Consider the following 13924-nt stretch of genomic DNA (forward strand, 5'->3'; position numbering starts at 1 on the left):
GCCGTGAAGGCTGCGGGCATGGCGGCGTTCTCCCCTGCCCGTCATACCCTCTAGGGAACCTGCCCCATGTCCGACTCCCGCCCCAGCGGCCGCCAGCCCGACCAGCTCCGTCCGGTCGTCATCCAGCGCGGTTTCACCCGCCACGCCGAGGGCTCGGTGCTGGTCTGCTTCGGTGAAACCCGTGTGCTGTGCACCGCCAGCGTCGAGAACCGCGTGCCGGGTTTCCTGCGCGGCAAGGGCGAAGGCTGGGTGACTGCCGAGTACGGCATGCTGCCGCGCGCGACCCATACCCGCAGCGACCGTGAAGCGGCGCGTGGCAAGCAGGGCGGCCGCACCCTCGAGATCCAGCGCCTGATCGGCCGCAGCCTGCGCGCCTGCGTGGACCGCAATGCCCTGGGCGAACGCACCATCACCCTGGACTGCGACGTGCTGCAGGCCGACGGCGGCACCCGCACCGCTGCCATCACCGGCGCCTACGTGGCCCTGGTCGATGCGGTGAACGTGCTGATGAAGCGCGGCGAGATCAAGCGCAACCCGGTGCTGGGCGCGGTCGCCGCCGTGTCGGTGGGCGTGTACCGCGGCACCCCGGTGCTGGACCTGGACTACGCCGAGGACAGCGACTGCGACACCGACATGAACGTGGTGATGAACGACGGTGGCGGCTTCATCGAACTGCAGGGCACCGCCGAAGGCCATGCCTTCCGCCGCGATGAACTGGATGCGCTGCTGGGCCTGGCCGAAAAGGGTGTGCGCGAACTGCTGGACGCACAGCAGGCGGCACTGTCGGCATGAACCGGCGCATCGCCCTGACCACCCTGGTGGTGGCCGAATACGATGAGGCCATTGCCTGGTATACCGGCAAGCTCGGCTTCCAGCTGCTGGAGGACATCGACCAAGGCAACAAGCGCTGGGTGGTGGTCGGCCCGGCCGACGGCAGCGCTGCCGCACTGCTGCTGGCGCGTGCCAGCACCGATGAACAGCGCAGCCGCATCGGCAACCAGACCGGTGGCCGCGTCGGCTTCTTCCTCAACACCGACGACTTCCACCGCGACCACGCGGCGATGCTGGCCGCCGGGGTCGAGTTCCTGGAAGCGCCGCGCGAAGAACCGTATGCAACGGTCGCGGTGTTCCGCGATCTGTATGGCAACACCTGGGACCTGCTGGAGCCCCGTCAATGAAGAAACTGGTACTGGCCAGCCACAACGCCGGCAAGCTGGTGGAGATGCAGGAGATCCTTGCCGATCTGCCGCTGCAGATCACCTCGGCCGCCGAACTGGGCCTGGGCGATGTGGAAGAAACCGGCCTGACCTTCGTCGAGAACGCCCTGCTGAAGGCACGCGCGGCCTGCGCAGCGACCGGCCTGCCGGCACTGGCCGATGATTCGGGACTGATCGTCGACGCGCTGGGCGGCGCGCCGGGCCTGTACAGCGCGCGTTATGCCGGCCACCCGACCGATGCCGCGGCCAACAACGCCAAGCTGCTGGAAGCGATGGCCGAGGTGCCCGATGGCCAGCGCAGCGCGCGCTTCTACGCGGTGATCGTGCTGCTGCGCCACGCCACCGACCCGCAGCCGCTGATCTGCGAAGGCCGCTGGGAAGGACAGATCATCCGCGAACTGCGTGGCACCCATGGTTTCGGCTACAACCCGGTGTTCCTGGACACCCGCCACGGCCTGACTGCCGCGGAAATGGAGCCGGCGCTGAAGAACGCCATCAGCCACCGTGCCCTCGCCCTGCAGCAGCTCAAGCAGCAGCTGGCGACGGTGTACTGACGCCCGCCCGATCGAACCAGGGAAGCCGGCCCAGCACCGGCACTACCGATGAACGCCGCCATGCCGCACGCCCACGACCACTGCAACCACCTGCCCGGCGAAGCCTGCTCCGCTGACCACGACAGCCCGCCGCGTCTGGTGCCACCACCGCTGTCGTTGTACGTGCACCTGCCGTGGTGCGTACGCAAGTGCCCGTACTGCGATTTCAATTCCCACCAGGCCAAGGGCGAGCTGCCGTTCGATGCCTACATCGATGCCCTGCTGCGTGACCTGGACCAGGACCTGCCGCTGGTCTGGGGCCGGGTGGTACACAGCGTGTTCTTCGGTGGCGGCACGCCCAGCCTGTTCCCCCCCGAAGCGATCGACCGCTTCCTGCAACAGGCCAGCGCGCGGCTGCGATTTGCGCCCAATGCCGAGATCACCCTGGAGACCAACCCAGGGACCGCCGAGCATGGCCGTTTCGACCGCTACCGTGCCGCCGGGGTGAACCGGCTCAGCTTCGGCATCCAGAGTTTCGACGATGCGATGCTCAAGCGCCTGGGCCGCATCCACGACAGTGGCGAAGCCGAGCGCGCGGTGAAGATGGCGCAGGACGCGGGCTACGACAATTTCAACATCGACCTGATGTACGCGCTGCCGGAGCAGACCCTGGCCGGCGCCGAGGCCGATCTGGAGCGTGCGTTCGCGCTGCAGCCGGCGCACATCTCGCACTACCAGCTGACCCTGGAACCGAACACGGTGTTCTTCGCGCGGCCGCCGCAGGGCATTCCCGATGAAGACAACGCCTGGGACATGCAGGAGCACTGCCAGGCGCTGCTGGCGCAGGCCGGTTTCGGCCAGTACGAAGTCAGTGCCTACGCGCGCCCCGGCCGGCAGAGCGCGCACAACCTGAACTACTGGCGGTTCGGCGATTACCTGGGCATCGGCGCCGGCGCCCACGGCAAGATCAGTTCCGGTGCCGAGGAGCACGTGCTGCGGCGCTGGAAGCTCAAGCATCCGCAGGCCTACCTGGACAGCGCCGGCAGCCCGGCATCGTTCGGTGGTGACGAGGTCATCAGTGCCGAGCGCCTGCCGTTCGAATACATGCTCAACCTGCTGCGCCTGCATGAAGGCTTCGGCCTGCGCGACTTCGAATCGCGCACCGGGCTGGCGCGCAGCGTCCTGGACGCGCCGTTGGCCGAAGCAGTGCGGCGTGGCTGGCTTGAACGGTCCGGCGACCATGTGCAGCCAACCGAACTCGGCCGCCGCTTCACCAACGATGTGGTGAGCCTGTTCCTGGAGGAATGAGCCTGCCGCCGTGAGCGGCATCGGCCGCACACGCCGTCGCTGACGCGGCCGATCTCCCCCCTCAAGTAGCGCCTTCACCGGCCGACACGGTAGATTCCAGAATCGATCCGCGGGAATCCGGGTACCGCTCGCCGATGTCAGCCGTCTTTTCCCTTTCCAGCGCCGACCAGGCGCGCCTGGCCGCTGCCGACCTGCCACCGCGGGCGCGTGAGCTGCTGGGCGCGCTGATCGGCCTCTGCCACCACGTCCTGACCGCGCCGTTGATCCTGACCGTGGAAGCGCTGGAGCAGATGCTGCTGCATGACGCCGACCACGCGCGCAATCCGCAGCAACAGGCCGATCTGCTCGCCCAGCGTGGGCAGCTGCATGCGTTCTCCGGCCACTTCAGTGACCGCATGCTGGCAGCGCTGGCCGATGCCCTGGTGCAATTGCGCGAACCGGCCGCGCCTGCCGCCGCCGTCACGCCCCCCACGTTGCCCGGCCTGCTCGGGCTGAGCCTGGTTGCCGAACACGAGGTCGACCGCGACCTGTTGCTGTCCGAAATGGTCCGGCGGGAAACGCTGCGCTCGGCCAATGCGCTGAACCTGCTGGGCCAGCGCCTGGGCGTCATCGCCGGCGCCCCGGCGTTCGAGGCCGACACGCTGCCGCTGGCCCCGCAGGCGCTGTGCGCGATGGTGCGGCGGACCGCCGAACAGGATGGACTCAGTGCCGAGGTGCAGCTGGCGCTGTACCGCAGTTTCGAACGACAGGTGCTGGAGCGGCTCGGTGACGTGCTCGATCGCGCCAATGCCCTGCTGGCCCAGCACGGGATCCTGCCCGGCCTGGTCTACACCCCCTACCTGGCCCGCTCGTCCAGCACGCGCCGGATCATCACCCAGTCGGTCGGCAGCGGCCGCAGCGGGCGGCCGTCTCCGCGCGTGCCGACACCGTTGACCGGCTGGTCCGGTTCCGCACCGCCGGGCTCGTGGTCCACGCTGATGCAGGATGCGTTGGCCGACACCGCGGCGCCGGGCGCGGCGGCCGGCCTGACCGCGCCCGCCAGCAGTGTGCTGCACGACATGCTGCAGCAGGCACGACACGCGCCCTCGCCGGCCGCGGAACCCAACGCGCTGCCGAGCGCTGCCGTCGATGCTGTGCTGGCACGCCTGCAGGGCCAGGCCAGTGCCGCCACCGCGGTCACCGACCTGCAGGCCGCGCTGGTCGCCCAGCTGCGCAGCGAGCACGGGGCGCAGGCCCAGCTGGGCAGCCATGAGCGCGACAATCTCGACCTGCTGCGGCTGTTGCTGCAGCAGGTCCAGCAGCAACAGCGGCCGGACCCGGTGCCCGCCGCGCTGCTCGCACGCCTGCAGGTGCCGCTGGCCCGCGCCGCGATGGCCGACCCCGGCTTCTTCGTGCGCGACGAGCATCCGGCGCGCGAACTGCTCAACCATGTCGCCGAAGCGGGGGCCAACTGGCTGGGCGATGACGATGTGGACCCGCAGCTGATGCAGCGGCTGGCGCAGAGCGTGCAGGGCCTGCTGGGCCAGGATGCGCGCACGCCCGAGGCGTTCGCTGCGGCCAACGAAGAGATCCAGCAGCACCAGCGCGCCGCCGCGCACCGCGCCGAACTGGCCGAACGCCGCCATGTCGAAGCCGCGCGTGGCAAGGAGCGGCTGGCGCTGGCGCGGCGCCAGGCCACGGCGCAGATCGACCAGTGCTGCGATGCCCAGGCGCCCCCGCGTTTCGTGCAGACCCTGCTGCGCCAGGCCTGGGCCGACGCGCTGACGCTGACCCGGCTACGCCATGGTGACGACTCGCCACAGTGGCAGGAACGCCTGCAGCAGACCGAACGCATCGCCACCATTACCGCCGGCGCCGCCAGCGACGACAGCACCCCCGACGCCCCGCTGGCCGCCGAGGTGGAGTCGGCACTGCTGCAGGTCGGCTACCACGCCGAGGAAGCCGCTGCGGTTGCGCGGCGCCTGTCCACCCCTGGCGGCGAGGACGAAAGCACGTCACGCACCGAACTGAGCGCACGCCTGAGAGCGCGCGCGCGGCTGGGCGAGCATGCCGGCAGCGAGGCGCCTGCCAGCGAAGCCGTGCAGCGCAGCGATGCCGAAGAGCGCTGCTACCAGCAGCTGTGCACGCTGCCGTTCGGCAGCTGGTTCGACATCGACGACGGCGAGGGCCGGATGCGCCGGCAGCGCCTGTCCTGGTACAGCCTGCTGACCGGACACGTACTGTTCGTCAACGCACGCGGGCAGAAGCTCGCCGAAACCCACCTGGACGCGCTGGCCCGGCAGATGAGCGCCGGCCGCGCGCAACTGGTCACCGAAGACAAGGGCCGGCTGGTCGACCGCGCCTGGCAGGCCAGCCTGGGCGCCCTGCGTGCGCTTGCCGGTCGCCGCCCGCAGGAGCCCGACGCATGAGTACCCCACCCCCTGTCGATACCCGTCGCGCACCGCGGCGCCAGGTCGCCGACCTGGTGCCGGTCACCGACCAGATGCGCGCGTGCGTGGTCGGGCGCCTCGGCAATGTGTCCGAAACCGGCATGCTGATGCTGGCCAGCGCGCCGCTGCGTGACGACGCGCTGTACCAGCTGCGTTTCCCGCTGCCGCTGGGCGATGGCCGCAGCGAGCCGATCGATGTCGGCGTGCATCTGCTGTGGAGCGAACCGGCGCATGCGCCGGGGCAGAGCTGGGCCGGCTTCCGCTTCCTGACGCTGTCGCGCGAGCATCGGCAGCTGCTGCGCCAGTGGATCGGCGAGGACAACGACGAGACACCGGTTTCGACGGGCTGAGTGCCGGTTCCGGCACAGCGGTCTGCAGCGGTATGCGGCAGAATCTAGGGCCGTTTCCGTGTCGAGCCACCGCAATGATCCAGCAAGACCCCGGCGCCCTGTATCCCGACCACCTGGCCGTGCTGTGCCGACGCGCCGAACAGGCGCTGGCGCGCGGCGGCTTCGACCATCTGGTGGTGCCCAGCGGCACCCTGCACTACCAGGTGTTCGACGATCGTGACTACCCCTATGCGGTGAACCCGCAGTTCAAGGCCTGGCTGCCGCTGACCCGCGTGCCCAACAGCTGGATCGTGTTCACCCCGGGCAAGCGCCCCGCGGTCATCTTCCACCAGCCCTTCGATTACTGGCACGTGGTGCCGGACGCCCCGAGTGGCTGGTGGGTGGACCACTTCGACATCCACATCATCCGCACGCCGGAAGACGCGCTGGCGCTGCTGCCGTCCGACCCGTCGCGCTGCGCGATCCTGGGCGAGCCGCAGAGCGCGCTGGGTGCCTATGTGCCGAACAATCCGGCACCCGTCGTGAACTACCTGGAATGGCACCGCGCCTGCAAGACCCCGTACGAAGTCGCGCTGATGCGCCAGGCGCAGGTGCTGGGCGTGCGCGGCCACCGCGCCGCCGAGGCTGCATTCCGCAACGGCGCCGACGAGTTCAGCATCCACATGGCGTACTGCCAGGCCGTGGGCCAGGATGCCAACGAGCTGCCCTACGGCAACATCGTGGCACTGAACGAGCACGCTGCGGTGCTGCATTACACCGAACTGGGCAGCAAGGCGCCGCAGCCGCTGCGCAGCTTCCTGATCGATGCGGGTGCCAGCGCGCAGGGCTACGCCAGCGACATCACCCGCACCTACGCGGCGCACGGCCACGACGAGTTTGCCGCGATGATCCAGGCGGTCGATGCCGCCCAGCAGCAGATGTGCGCCGCAGTGCGCCCAGGCGTCGACTACAGGCAGCTGCATGTAGACGCCCATCTTTCGCTGATGGGCGTGCTGAAGGATTTCGGCGTGATCAACGTCTCGCCGCAGACCGCACTGGAGACCGGCGTCAGCGCCGCGTTCTTCCCGCACGGCATCGGCCACCTGATCGGCCTGCAGGTGCACGATGTCGCCGGGTTTGCGGCCAGCGAGGAAGGCGGCCGCATCGAGCGCCCGGCCGGCCACCCGTACCTGCGCCTGACCCGCGTGCTGGAGCCGGGCATGGTGGTGACGATCGAGCCGGGCCTGTACTTCATCGACATGCTGCTGAACGAGGTGAAGGCCGCCGGCCAGGGTGATGCGATCAACTGGGAGCGCGTGGACTTCTTCCGCCCGTATGGCGGCATCCGCATCGAGGACGAGGTGCTGTGCACCGACGGCGAGGCGGACAACCTGACGCGGCCGGAGTTTGCTGCGGCCAACGGCTGAGCCTCTCGTGGTTTGACGCTTAGAGCAGAAGCCGCGCTTGGCGGTGCGGGTGGGCCATGCAGGGGACGCTGCAAGTACGTCCCTGCAAGCTCGATGGCGCCATCCATGGCGCCAACGCCCCTGCATGGCCCACCCGCACCGCCTTTGACAGTTTCCTGCGCGCGTTCAACCACGGAAAAGAAAAAAGAAAAGCAAAAGCGGCTCGCTCGCTGCGCTCGCTCTGTGTCGACCAAGGTCGACACCTGCCAGCAGCCGCAGCAGCCAGTAGATCCACGCCATGCGTGGGTGATTCATTCGATATCTGACAGATGTGCCGACCAACGGTCGGCACCCACCAACAGCCGCAGGAACCTGTCAGAGGTGGGGCGGTGTGGCTGGGCCGGACCGCGGAGCGGGGTTTACGGCGTGTCCTGACCACCCACACCGCCCCGCCATCCCACGGAATGCCGCTCTTGCTTTCGCCGTTGCCGTTGCATTGAGCAGGTGCAGGGCTGCAAGCCCTGCTGAAAAGCCCCTTACCCCGCCATCAGCGCTTCGATCTCGTCGGCGCTGCGTGCCAATCCTTCGGTCAGCACGCGATGGCCGTCGTCGGTGATCAGCACGTCATCCTCGGTACGGATGCCGATACCGCGCCAGCGCGGCTCCACCGTCGTGTCGTCCACGCCGATGTACAGCCCCGGCTCGATGGTGAACGCCATGCCCGGCTCCAGCAGGCGCGAGTCGCCGGCCAGGCGGTAATCGCCCACGTCGTGCACATCCAGCCCGATCCAGTGTCCGGTCTTGTGCCGGTAGAAGCGCTGGTACAGGCCCTCGGCCAGGTTCTTCTCCAGCGTGCCCTTCAGCAGGCCGAGCCGCAGCAGGCCCTCGGTCAGCGTCTGCACCGCGGCCAGATGCCCGGCCTCGTACGGCACCCCGGGCACGGCCTGGGCCAGCGCGGCGGCCTGCGCCGCCCCCACCAGATCGTGCAGTGCGCGCTGTTCGGCACTGAAGCGCCCGTTGACCGGGAAGGTCCGGGTGATGTCGCTGGCATAGTTGCGGTATTCGGCGCCGGCATCGATCAGCACCAGCTCGCCATCGCGCGAACGCGCGTTGTTGTCGCGGTAGTGCAGGATGCAGCCGTTGCGGCCAGCACCGACAATGCTGCAGTACGCCGGCACCGCATCGTTGGCACGGAACACGCGTTCCAGTTCGGCCTGCAGTTCGTATTCGTGGATGCCCGCGCGGGCCGCCTGCATGGCGGCGCGGTGCGCCAGCATGCTGATCTCGGCCGCGCGCTGCATCAGCGCCACTTCGGCACCGGATTTGAACAGCCGCTGCTCATGCAGCAGGTGCCCCAGTTCCAGGAACTCATGCGGCGGCTGCGCGCCATGGCGCACCTGCGAGCGCACGCGGTTGACCCAGCCGATCAGCTTCAGGTCGAAGTCCGCGTCGCGGCCGAAGTGGTAGTAGACGCGCGAGCGGCCTTCCAGCAGGCCCGGCAGGATGTCATCCAGATCATCGATCGGATAGGCATCATCCATCCCGTACTGGGCCACCGCGCCTTCCTGGCCCGCCCGGCTGCCATCCCAGGCTTCACGATCGGCATCGCGCTCGCGGCAGAACAGGATCGCCTCGCCATGCCGGCGCCCGGGAATCAGCACCAGCACCGCCTCCGGCTCCGGGAAGCCACTCAGGTACTGGAAGTCCGAATCCTGCCGGTACGGATAATGCGTATCCAGGCTGCGCACCTTCTCCGACGCTGCCGGCAGCACCAGGATCGCGTCTTCGCCGGCCATGTCCATCAACTGCCGGCGGCGACGCTTGTACTCGCCGGCCGCGATGCCGGTGCGCTGCTTGATCTCCATCAGTTCAGGCGCTGCCGGTGGCGCGCGGCCAGCACCACGTCGCCGTGCAGCAGCAGCACCGCCACGCGGATGAACTCCTCGATCTCCGACAGCGCTTCGTCGTCATCCTCACCGCCGGCCTCGAAATCCTCGCTGGAGGCGCGGGCCAGGCTGGCCAGATCGTTCAGCGCTTCCTCGCCCTCTTCGGACAGCGTCGGGCGGTTGCCGCCGCTGCCCAGGCCGAAGCCGCCCAGGAAGGCGCGGGTCCAGCTGAACATGGCATCGGCCTGCGCGGCCACGTCGGCGTTGTCGGTCAGCAGCAGCTCAAAGGCGAAGTCGCGGTCTTCCAGCTGCTTGATGCTGGCCTGCAGCAGCTGCCCCAGCACGCTGTCGGCGGCGACCGGCGGCAGGTGGTCGTCGGCCAGCACGCGCGCCGGCCAGTCATTGCCGGGGGCGCCGCCGGCGGCCAGCCAACCGCACAGGCCGCCATGCAACTCGGCGGCAGTGGCACCCAGGCCCAGTTCCTGGCTGGCGCGGGAAACGTCGTCGACGGAGGGAAGTTCGGTCATCGTGCGGCTCGTTCGGAAGGGAAACACCGGAGCGCGCACGCGCGCGCCCGTGAGCCCGCTAGTGTAGCAACCTGCCGGCATCGTCCAGGCGACAGCCGGGCCTTGCTGCACGGGCGCTTGACCACCCTGACCCGGCTTGCCTATCGTGCGGCATGGAACCCGCCGATCCCCTCGCCCAGCTGCAGGCCTTCGCCGCCCGTGTGGACGCGTTGCTTGAACGCAACCAGCGGCTGGCCGAGGAGAACCGCAGCCTGCGCCACCAGCAGGAACAGCTGGTCGCGGAGCGCTCGACGCTGCTGGCCAAGAACGAACAGGCCCGCTCGCGGGTGGAAGCGATGATCAGCCGGCTCAAATCCCTGGAGCAGCACACATGAGCGCCGAACCGGTCAGTGTCCGCATCCTCGATCGTGAATACACCGTCGGTGTCGGCGGCGATGAACGCGACAGCCTGATGGCCGCCGCCCGCCTGCTGGATGCGCGCATGCGCGAGATCCGCGGCAGCAACCGCATGGCGGCGGTGGACCGGGTGGCGGTGCTGGCCGCGCTCAACCTGGCCCACGAACTGCAGCAGCTGCGCGACGAGAATGCCCGCCAGGCGATCACGCTGCAGCAGACCCTGGCCGACCTGAACCGGCGCCTGGACCGCGCGATCGACAGCTCCAGCTGACGATCGCGCCAGCAGCGTCTTCTCCTTTCTGAATTGGCACGGACTGTTGCCGACGAACGGCCTATCCAGATCCTGCGGTCTGGCTATAATGGCCACGCGTTCTCTGCGGTACTCGACGGCATGTGCAAACATTCGCCTTGTCCCTTAAGAACGACACCGGGAGCGCGACAGCGCCGGGAGTGCAGGTCCGCCTTGCAGCGGGAAGCCCGATGGTTCTCCAGCGTTCCCACTTGAGCCCCCGGGTTCAAGGTCGTTTCGCATGCATCGACATTGCGGAGAATGCAATATTCCAGCAAGGGCGGCGTCTTCGGGCGTCGCCCTTGTTCTTTCCGGCACAATGACGGCTGTTCCTTGCCGCACGCTGCCATGACCGACCCGCGCCAGGCCCTGCGCCACGACCTGCGGCAACGCCGCCGCGACCTTTCCGCCCCGGCCCGCATCGCCGCCGCCGACGCGCTGGCCGACGCGCTGCTGTCGCTGCCGTTCGCCCCGCGCAACGGGTGGGTGGCCGGGTACTGGGCGCTCGATGGCGAAATCGCCCTGCACCGCTGGCAGCTGCAGCTGCCCGAAGGACTCACCTACTGCCTGCCGGTACTGGCCGGCGATGTGCTGCGCTTCGCACCCTGGCGGCCGGGACAGCCGCTGACCAGCAACCGCTACGGCATTCCCGAGCCGGACGTCGCCGTGGAAGACACCCTGGAACCGGCGCAGATGGCGCTGGTGGTGACCCCGCTGGTGGGCTTCGACACACAGTGCCGGCGGCTGGGCATGGGGGGCGGCTGGTATGATCGCAGCTTCGCCTTCCGCCACGACCGGCCGGCGCCGCCCTGGCTGGTTGGCGCGGCGTTCGCGGTGCAGCAGGTCGAGTCCTTGCCGGTGGCGTCCTGGGACGTGCCGGTGGATGCGATCTGCACCGAAGACGGCACCCTGTTCCCCTCCGCTGCCCCCGTGAACGCATGACCGCCCGCAAGCGCTATTGGCTGATGAAGTCCGAACCGGACGCTTTCTCCATCGATGACCTGGCCAAGGTGAAGGTCGAGCCCTGGAACGGGGTCCGCAACTACCAGGCGCGCAACTTCATGCGCGATGGCATGCAGGTCGGCGACGGCATCCTGTTCTACCACTCCAATACCAAGGTGCCGGGCATCGTCGGCCTGGCCACGGTGGCCAGCGCGGCCTACCCGGACGACACCCAGTTCGATCCGAAATCCGACTACCACGACCCCAAGAGCACGCGCGAGAACCCGCGCTGGATGCTGGTGGACGTGGCCTTCGACCGCAAGCTCACGCAGGTGATCGCGCTGGACGAGATCAAGCTGCACGCCGACGAACTCGGCGAGGGCTTTCCGCTGGTTGCCAAGGGCAACCGGCTGTCGGTGTTCCCGGTGACGGCCGCGCAGTGGAAGCTGCTGCTGTCCCTGGAAAAAAAATCCTGAATCCCTGCCTGAGAGTTTCCCCATGTCCGAAGCCAAGCGCCTGGCCGCCGAGAAAGCCATCGAATACGTCGAAGACGGCATGATCGTCGGTGTCGGCACCGGTTCCACCGTCGCCTATTTCATTGATGCCCTGGCCCGCATCCAGCACCGCATCAAGGGCGCGGTCTCCAGCTCCGAACAGAGCACCGCGCGCCTGAAGCAGCATGGCATCGAGGTGATCGAACTGAACCACACCGGCACCCTGTCGCTGTACGTGGACGGTGCCGACGAGTGCGATCCGGGCAAGTGCCTGATCAAGGGCGGCGGCGCCGCGCTGACCCGCGAGAAGATCATCGCCGAAGCCAGCGAGCGCTTCGTCTGCATCGTCGACCCGAGCAAGCAGGTGCCGGTGCTGGGCAAGTTCCCGCTGCCGGTGGAAGTGATCCCGATGGCACGCAGCCTGGTCGCCCGGCAGATCCGCGACATGACCGGCGGCCAGCCGACCTGGCGCGAAGGCGTGGTGACCGACAACGGCAACCAGATCCTGGACATCCACAACCTGCAGATCACCGACCCGGAGAAGCTGGAGCGCGAGCTCAACCAGCTGCCCGGCGTGGTCTGCGTCGGCCTGTTCGCGCGCCGCCGCGCCGATTTGGTGATCGTCGGTGGCGAACCGCCGGTCGTTCTCTGATCAGACAAGGAAGCCGACCATGTCACTGCTGCGTTCACTGTTGATGCTCCCGCTGCTGGCGTTGGCCGGTTGCGCCACCGATGCCGCCCATCACTGGGTGGAACTGGAGGGTGCGCGCTACCAGGTCGAACTGGCCAGCAACGATGAAACCCGCGCGCGCGGGCTGATGTTCCGGGACACCATGGCCGAGGACCACGGCATGCTGTTCATCCACGACCGCGAGGAAATGCAGGCGTACTGGATGAAGAACACCAAGCTGGCGCTGGACATCCTGTACTTCGACAGCGAGCGCCGGCTGGTCAGCCAGCAGCGCGACGTGCCGCCCTGCTCGGCCGGCGACATGTGCCCGCCCTACCCGAGCGGCGGCCCGGCGCGCTACGTGCTGGAGCTCAACGCCGGCCAGGCCGAGAAGCTCAAGCTGAAGGATGGCACCGAGCTGACCTTCGGCCCGGGCATCGAGAACTGAAGGACGGCCGCGCCGCGCCCGGCCCCCGCCGACGCCGGGCCACGGCTGCACCGAAAGCCCGCTGTCCATGGCAGGGCGGGTGGAGGAATCGATGACAGGCGGAATTCACGCGGCACCGCTTGAATCCGCCTGCGATTGACGCCAGTCTGTGGCCATGCAGGACCGGATCTCACTCCCCGACTGGGATGCACTGGCCGACGTCGATGACGAGGCGCTGCCACTGCTGTCGACCGCGCTGCTGATCGCGCGCGATGAATACCCCGATCTCCAGCCCGGCGTGTACGACGCCCTGGTGCAGAGCCATGTCGATCACCTGCGCCCGGAAGTGGACAGCATCGAGCACAGCCCGCTGAAGATGGCGGCGATCAATCGCCACCTGTTCGACGAACTGGGCTACAGCGGTGACCACCAGGAGTATTACGACCCGCGTAACAGCTACCTCAACCAGGTCTTTGAACGCCGGCTCGGCAATCCGATCTCACTGGCGCTGGTGCAGATGGAAGTGGCGCGGCGGCTGGGCATTCCGCTGGATGGGGTGTCCTTCCCCGGCCACTTCCTGGTACGGCTGCCGGTGGACGATGGGGTGCTGGTGATGGACCCGTTCAACGGCGGGCGCCCGCTGGACGTGGACGAACTGCGCGAACGTGCCAGATCCCACCTGGGCGGCCAGGCACCCGATGACCAGGTGCTGGCGCAGATCCTGGACCCGGCGCCGACCCGCGCGATCCTGATCCGCATGCTGCGCAACCTGCACGGGGTCTATGCCGAAGCCAACGAGTGGGATCGCGCGGCACGCAGCGCCGACCGCCTGCTCAAGCTCGCCCCCGAACAGGACGACGCGCTGCGCGACCGCGGCCTGGCCTACCTGCAGCTGGACTATCTGGCCGGTGCCCGCCACGACCTCGGCCTGTACCTGAAGCGCAGCCCCGAGGCCAGCGACGCGCAATGGCTGCGCGAGAAGCTCATCGACCTCGGCGGGCCGGTGCCGCGGCTGCATTGAGGCCGGACCAGCCGGTGTGCGGAGCAACGGTCCGCCCCACCGGTAGCGCC

The 13924-nt window shown here is 68.6% G+C and carries 16 protein-coding genes and 1 other RNA gene; 15 read left to right on the plus strand and 2 right to left on the minus strand.

What is annotated here, in order from left to right; translation table 11 throughout:
- Window positions 1-66 precede the first annotated feature (66 nt).
- The 7 genes from rph to pepQ all read left to right on the plus strand — a co-directional run bounded on the left by rph (window position 67) and on the right by pepQ (window position 7243).
- Window positions 67-792 (plus strand): ribonuclease PH, encoded by a 726-nt coding sequence (gene rph, locus Q5Z10_RS17505; RefSeq protein ID WP_303636636.1) that lies wholly within the window; start codon window positions 67-69, stop codon window positions 790-792.
- Window positions 789-1178, plus strand: coding sequence for a VOC family protein (locus Q5Z10_RS17510; protein ID WP_303636637.1), 390 nt, complete (start codon window positions 789-791; stop codon window positions 1176-1178). The genes rph and Q5Z10_RS17510 overlap by 4 nt, the downstream gene beginning before the upstream one ends.
- Window positions 1175-1771: an RdgB/HAM1 family non-canonical purine NTP pyrophosphatase gene (rdgB, locus tag Q5Z10_RS17515; protein WP_303636638.1), complete on the plus strand. Its 597-nt coding sequence runs from the start codon at window positions 1175-1177 to the stop codon at window positions 1769-1771. Before Q5Z10_RS17510 ends, rdgB begins: the two co-directional genes overlap by 4 nt.
- A gap of 60 nt (window positions 1772-1831) precedes the next feature.
- Window positions 1832-3058 (plus strand): radical SAM family heme chaperone HemW, encoded by a 1227-nt coding sequence (gene hemW, locus Q5Z10_RS17520; protein WP_303639215.1) that lies wholly within the window; start codon window positions 1832-1834, stop codon window positions 3056-3058.
- A gap of 134 nt (window positions 3059-3192) precedes the next feature.
- Window positions 3193-5466: a DUF1631 family protein gene (locus tag Q5Z10_RS17525; protein ID WP_303636639.1), complete on the plus strand. Its 2274-nt coding sequence runs from the start codon at window positions 3193-3195 to the stop codon at window positions 5464-5466.
- Window positions 5463-5837 carry a PilZ domain-containing protein gene (locus tag Q5Z10_RS17530; RefSeq protein ID WP_303636640.1) on the plus strand — a complete coding sequence of 125 codons (375 nt, stop codon included), beginning with the start codon at window positions 5463-5465 and terminating at the stop codon, window positions 5835-5837. Before Q5Z10_RS17525 ends, Q5Z10_RS17530 begins: the two co-directional genes overlap by 4 nt.
- 74 nt (window positions 5838-5911) lie before the next feature.
- Complete coding sequence (gene pepQ, locus Q5Z10_RS17535; protein ID WP_303636641.1) at window positions 5912-7243, plus strand: Xaa-Pro dipeptidase; 1332 nt, start codon at window positions 5912-5914, stop codon at window positions 7241-7243.
- A gap of 515 nt (window positions 7244-7758) precedes the next feature.
- Here the strand turns inward: pepQ and Q5Z10_RS17540 are convergent.
- Both Q5Z10_RS17540 and Q5Z10_RS17545 read right to left on the minus strand, forming a co-directional pair.
- Window positions 7759-9081 (minus strand): aminopeptidase P N-terminal domain-containing protein, encoded by a 1323-nt coding sequence (locus Q5Z10_RS17540; RefSeq protein ID WP_303639216.1) that lies wholly within the window; start codon window positions 9079-9081, stop codon window positions 7759-7761.
- 5 nt (window positions 9082-9086) lie between these two features.
- Complete coding sequence (locus Q5Z10_RS17545) at window positions 9087-9635, minus strand: YecA/YgfB family protein (protein ID WP_303636642.1); 549 nt, start codon at window positions 9633-9635, stop codon at window positions 9087-9089.
- A 152-nt stretch (window positions 9636-9787) separates the two neighbouring features.
- On the opposite strand from Q5Z10_RS17545, the gene Q5Z10_RS17550 reads away from it, so the two are divergent.
- The 8 genes from Q5Z10_RS17550 (at window position 9788) to Q5Z10_RS17585 (ending at window position 13874) form a co-directional block, all read left to right on the plus strand.
- Complete coding sequence (locus Q5Z10_RS17550; protein WP_108766195.1) at window positions 9788-10009, plus strand: TIGR02449 family protein; 222 nt, start codon at window positions 9788-9790, stop codon at window positions 10007-10009.
- Window positions 10006-10302, plus strand: coding sequence for a cell division protein ZapA (locus Q5Z10_RS17555; protein ID WP_303636643.1), 297 nt, complete (start codon window positions 10006-10008; stop codon window positions 10300-10302). Before Q5Z10_RS17550 ends, Q5Z10_RS17555 begins: the two co-directional genes overlap by 4 nt.
- A 97-nt stretch (window positions 10303-10399) precedes the next feature.
- Window positions 10400-10585, plus strand: a non-coding RNA gene (gene ssrS / locus Q5Z10_RS17560) — 6S RNA.
- Between the two features lie 83 nt (window positions 10586-10668).
- Window positions 10669-11262 (plus strand): 5-formyltetrahydrofolate cyclo-ligase, encoded by a 594-nt coding sequence (locus Q5Z10_RS17565; RefSeq protein WP_303636644.1) that lies wholly within the window; start codon window positions 10669-10671, stop codon window positions 11260-11262.
- Complete coding sequence (locus Q5Z10_RS17570) at window positions 11259-11738, plus strand: EVE domain-containing protein (RefSeq protein WP_303636645.1); 480 nt, start codon at window positions 11259-11261, stop codon at window positions 11736-11738. The genes Q5Z10_RS17565 and Q5Z10_RS17570 overlap by 4 nt, the downstream gene beginning before the upstream one ends.
- Before the next feature lie 22 nt (window positions 11739-11760).
- A complete protein-coding gene (gene rpiA / locus Q5Z10_RS17575) occupies window positions 11761-12408 on the plus strand; it encodes a ribose-5-phosphate isomerase RpiA (protein ID WP_303636646.1) in 648 nt (215 codons plus the stop codon).
- A 19-nt stretch (window positions 12409-12427) separates the two neighbouring features.
- Entirely contained in the window at window positions 12428-12874 is a 447-nt protein-coding gene (locus tag Q5Z10_RS17580) for a DUF192 domain-containing protein (protein ID WP_303636647.1), read from the plus strand.
- Window positions 12875-13028: 154 nt separating this feature from the next.
- Window positions 13029-13874 (plus strand): SirB1 family protein, encoded by an 846-nt coding sequence (locus Q5Z10_RS17585; protein ID WP_303636648.1) that lies wholly within the window; start codon window positions 13029-13031, stop codon window positions 13872-13874.
- Window positions 13875-13924: the final 50 nt, after the last annotated feature.

It is taken from the genome of Stenotrophomonas sp. 704A1, from assembly GCF_030549525.1.
GTDB lineage: Bacteria > Pseudomonadota > Gammaproteobacteria > Xanthomonadales > Xanthomonadaceae > Stenotrophomonas > Stenotrophomonas tuberculopleuritidis.

Excerpts from the sequence above, each read along its gene's own strand:
- rph (WP_303636636.1), top strand. The coding sequence starts at position 67 with ATGTCCGACTCCCGCCCCAGCGGCCGCCAGCCCGACCAGCTCCGTCCG.
- Q5Z10_RS17510 (WP_303636637.1), top strand. The coding sequence starts at position 789 with ATGAACCGGCGCATCGCCCTGACCACCCTGGTGGTGGCCGAATACGAT.
- rdgB (WP_303636638.1), top strand. The coding sequence starts at position 1,175 with ATGAAGAAACTGGTACTGGCCAGCCACAACGCCGGCAAGCTGGTGGAG.
- hemW (WP_303639215.1), top strand. The coding sequence starts at position 1,832 with ATGCCGCACGCCCACGACCACTGCAACCACCTGCCCGGCGAAGCCTGC.
- Q5Z10_RS17525 (WP_303636639.1), top strand. The coding sequence starts at position 3,193 with ATGTCAGCCGTCTTTTCCCTTTCCAGCGCCGACCAGGCGCGCCTGGCC.
- Q5Z10_RS17530 (WP_303636640.1), top strand. The coding sequence starts at position 5,463 with ATGAGTACCCCACCCCCTGTCGATACCCGTCGCGCACCGCGGCGCCAG.
- pepQ (WP_303636641.1), top strand. The coding sequence starts at position 5,912 with ATGATCCAGCAAGACCCCGGCGCCCTGTATCCCGACCACCTGGCCGTG.
- Q5Z10_RS17545 (WP_303636642.1), bottom strand. The coding sequence starts at position 9,635 with ATGACCGAACTTCCCTCCGTCGACGACGTTTCCCGCGCCAGCCAGGAA.
- Q5Z10_RS17550 (WP_108766195.1), top strand. The coding sequence starts at position 9,788 with ATGGAACCCGCCGATCCCCTCGCCCAGCTGCAGGCCTTCGCCGCCCGT.
- Q5Z10_RS17555 (WP_303636643.1), top strand. The coding sequence starts at position 10,006 with ATGAGCGCCGAACCGGTCAGTGTCCGCATCCTCGATCGTGAATACACC.
- Q5Z10_RS17565 (WP_303636644.1), top strand. The coding sequence starts at position 10,669 with ATGACCGACCCGCGCCAGGCCCTGCGCCACGACCTGCGGCAACGCCGC.
- Q5Z10_RS17570 (WP_303636645.1), top strand. The coding sequence starts at position 11,259 with ATGACCGCCCGCAAGCGCTATTGGCTGATGAAGTCCGAACCGGACGCT.
- rpiA (WP_303636646.1), top strand. The coding sequence starts at position 11,761 with ATGTCCGAAGCCAAGCGCCTGGCCGCCGAGAAAGCCATCGAATACGTC.
- Q5Z10_RS17580 (WP_303636647.1), top strand. The coding sequence starts at position 12,428 with ATGTCACTGCTGCGTTCACTGTTGATGCTCCCGCTGCTGGCGTTGGCC.
- Q5Z10_RS17585 (WP_303636648.1), top strand. The coding sequence starts at position 13,029 with ATGCAGGACCGGATCTCACTCCCCGACTGGGATGCACTGGCCGACGTC.